Genomic DNA, 3,786 nt, shown 5'->3' with positions numbered 1-3,786 from the left:
GGGAGATTTAATTAGGCGTCAACACGTTTTTTCATGTTTTTGTCGTTTTTAGTTTCGTTCGGTCATTTTTCAAACAAAACGCTACTTTCAGCTAACTTAAAGAGCAAAAAAGCGGCAATTGAGCCGCTTTTTGTTGTTTGATGCTATCAGATAAAAATTTATTTATCAGACTTACGTATTTGCTCGTTGTCTTTTTGTTCAGAAGTTTCGGTTTGTGGCAAAGATCCGGCTTCTTCTGGATCTTTTTCAACTACATCTCTTGCTTTAAGTTCTTTTACACTTCTATAAGTGATAATAGGTCCAGATAGAGCATACAAAGAAAATAAAGTAAATAATACAAGTGCAGGCTCAGTTGCCACAACTACAAAAACTAGAACAACAAGCAAAATCCCAATAAAAGGAACACTAGATTTCCAGTTTACTTCTTTAAATGAAGAATATCTAAAATTACTCACCATCAGCAAGCCAGTTAAAATTGTTATAACTGTTGCTAAAAATCCAAATGATTCTGGGTTAAGTTCATATTCAGCTCCCAACCAAACCATACCTGCAACGATAGCTGCAGCTGCAGGGCTAGCTAATCCCTTAAAATATCGTTTATCAGCTGTGTCTACAGTTGTATTAAATCTTGCCAATCGCAACGCCGCACCCGCAGTAAATATAAAGGCGGCTAACCAGCCTATTTTGCCCAAATCATGTAAGGCCCAATTATACGCAACCAACGCAGGAGCAATACCAAAAGACACCATGTCAGCCATACTGTCATATTCAGCACCAAATGCACTTTGGGTATGGGTCATGCGAGCGACACGACCGTCCAACGCATCAAAGATCATTGCAATAAAAATGGCTACAGCCGCGCTTTCAAATTGACTATTCATAGATGCTATTACAGCATAGAAGCCTGAAAAAAGGCCGGCGGTTGTTAGTAAGTTAGGTAGAAGGTAAATTCCTTTTCTGTGGCTTTTCACAGTTTCGCTATTGTCAGACATATATACTCTAAAGAATAAGCCTGCTCGCAAGCAGGCTATTGTTTTATGATTTTGAAATGAATACTAATTTATCATCTTTTTCGTCAACAACAATGGTTTTTTCCATTGGCAATTTACCAGAGAGTAAATCTTGTGCTAACGGATTCTCGATTTGTTGTTGAATTGCGCGTTTTAACGGTCTTGCGCCAAATACCGGGTCGAAGCCAACTGCCGCGAGTTTGCTTAACGCCCGTTCACTAATTTTAAAGCCATAACCTTTTTGTTCTAACCTAGCCTTTAGACTGGACAATTGGATTTTTGCAATATTCTTGATGTGTTCAGCTTGTAATGGGTGGAATACGACAGTTTCATCAATTCGATTAATAAACTCTGGTCTAAAGTGGTTGCCAACAATTTCCATCACAGCACTGCGCATATCGTCGAAGGCAGCGTTTTTAAATTGTTCTTGAATAACGTCTGAACCCAAATTAGATGTCATGATTACAACGGTGTTTTTAAAATCTACAGTGCGACCCTGTCCATCAGTTAAACGGCCATCATCCAACAACTGCAATAGTATATTGAACACATCAGGGTGCGCTTTTTCAACTTCATCCAATAAAATAACCGAATAAGGTTTGCGTCGTACCGCCTCAGTTAAATAACCACCCTCCTCGTAACCTACATATCCAGGGGGTGCACCTAATAAACGTGATACGGCATGTTTTTCCATAAACTCCGACATATCAATACGCACCATAGACGCTTCGGTATCAAACAAGAAGTTCGCTAAAGCTTTACACAATTCAGTTTTACCCACACCCGTTGGGCCTAAGAATAAAAACGAACCGATTGGACGGTTTGGATCGGCTAAACCAGCGCGAGAACGTCGAATTGCGTTTGCAACTGAAGCAACGGCTTCATTTTGCCCAACAACCCGTTTGTGTAATTCATCTTCCATTCGTAATAATTTATCTCGCTCGCCTTCAAGCATTTTAGCAACTGGAATGCCAGTCCAACGAGACAACACTTCAGCAATTTCAGCATCTGTTACCCGGTGCTTTAATAAACTCATATCTTGCATTTCTGCTTGTACGGCTAAGTCAAGCTGGCGCTCCAATGCTGGTATTTTGCCATATTGTAATTCTGACATTCGGTTAAGATCGCCAGCACGTCTAGCAATATCTAAATCTAACCTTGCTTGTTCCAGCTCAGTTTTGATATTTTGTGCACCTTGTAAAGCAGCTTTTTCTGCATTCCAAATTTCTTCAAGATCTGAAAACTTGCGTTCATTTTCATGGATTTCAGACTCAAGCGCCTGCAAACGTTTTTTACTGGCATCATCGCGTTCTTTTGACAAGGCCTGTTTTTCTAACTTCAGCTGAATAGTGCGACGTTCTAATCTATCCAATTCCTCGGGTTTAGAGTCTATTTGCATCCGAATGCTAGAAGCCGCTTCGTCGATTAAGTCGATGGCTTTATCTGGCAATTGGCGATCTGCAATATATCTATGAGATAGTGAGGCTGCCGCCACAATGGCAGGATCGGTTATTTCAACTGAATGATGCAACTCGTAGCGTTCTTTTAAGCCACGCAAAATTGCAATCGTGTCATCAACTGTTGGTTGTTCAACTAATACTTTTTGGAAACGACGCTCAAGTGCCGCATCTTTTTCAATAAATTGGCGATATTCATCTAACGTCGTTGCGCCAACACAGTGAAGTTCGCCACGAGCAAGTGCTGGTTTAAGCATATTGCCAGCATCCATAGCACCTTCACCTTTACCTGCACCAACCATAGTGTGTAATTCATCAATAAATAGAATGACTCTGCCTTCTTCTTTGGCAAGCTCATTCAATACCGCTTTTAAACGCTCTTCAAATTCACCACGGTATTTAGCGCCAGCTACAAGCGAGCCCATATCTAACGATAATACACGTTTGTCTTTTAAGCCCTCAGGCACTTCGCCATTAATAATACGCTGCGCTAACCCTTCGGCAATCGCAGTTTTACCTACACCAGGTTCACCAATTAGTACTGGGTTATTCTTGGTACGACGTTGCAATACTTGAATGGTGCGGCGAATTTCCTCGTCTCGACCAATAACCGGATCTAATTTACCTTGCTCTGCTTTAGCAGTTAAATCTAGTGTGAACTTTTCCAATGCTTGGCGTTTTTCTTCTGCATTTGGATCATCAACATTCTGACCACCACGAATTTGCTCAATCGCTTTTTCAACGGTTTCTTTGGTCGCTCCCAACTTTTTAAGAATACTTCCTAACTCACCACTATCTTCCATCGCAGCAAGTATAAAGATTTCCGATGAAATAAACTTGTCTTTGCGTTTTTGTGCAAGCTTGTCAGATAAATTAAGAATATTGATTAACGAACGAGATAGCTGTACTTCAGCGCCAGCCCCCTCTACTTTGGCTATTCGGTCTAAAGCTTCAGCAAGTTGAGATCTCAAACCTGTGACATTAACCCCTGCTAAATTTAAGATACTACGAACTGAACCACTATCTTGATTTAGCAGCGAATACATCAAATGAATAGGTTCAATAAATTGATGATCGCGCCCAAGCGCTAAAGACTGAGCATCAGAAATTGCAATTTGAAATTGGCTGGTCAATTTATCTAGTCGCATAACAACCCCATTTACCTGTTTGGCTGATATTTTGTATAACTAGAAAATGGGTATCAGTAAAAACTAATTCAAGAGTGAGGCGTAGATAAAATTGAGCTAAATTAGCAATAACAAAGCTAATTTACACCGTTTCTGGGGTTACTCAAGCCAGATTAAACTGGCTTGGCGGCC

Annotated in this window: 2 protein-coding genes; both read right to left on the bottom strand. The window is 40.4% G+C overall.

The features are described 5' to 3' along the window. Positions 1 to 158: 158 nt before the first annotated feature. A complete protein-coding gene (gene pssA / locus DS2_RS19115; protein WP_035016687.1) occupies positions 159 to 992 on the bottom strand; it encodes a CDP-diacylglycerol--serine O-phosphatidyltransferase in 834 nt (277 codons plus the stop codon). 43 nt (positions 993 to 1,035) lie between these two features. Next, positions 1,036 to 3,615: an ATP-dependent chaperone ClpB gene (clpB, locus tag DS2_RS19110; protein WP_035016685.1), complete on the bottom strand. Its 2,580-nt coding sequence runs from the start codon at positions 3,613 to 3,615 to the stop codon at positions 1,036 to 1,038. Between the last annotated feature and the right edge of the window lie 171 nt (positions 3,616 to 3,786).

Source organism: Catenovulum agarivorans DS-2, from assembly GCF_000568405.1.
In the GTDB taxonomy this organism is placed as follows: domain Bacteria; phylum Pseudomonadota; class Gammaproteobacteria; order Enterobacterales; family Alteromonadaceae; genus Catenovulum; species Catenovulum agarivorans_A.
The sequence above is the reverse complement of the archived record's forward strand: the minus strand, read 5'-3'. Positions and strand labels throughout refer to the sequence as shown.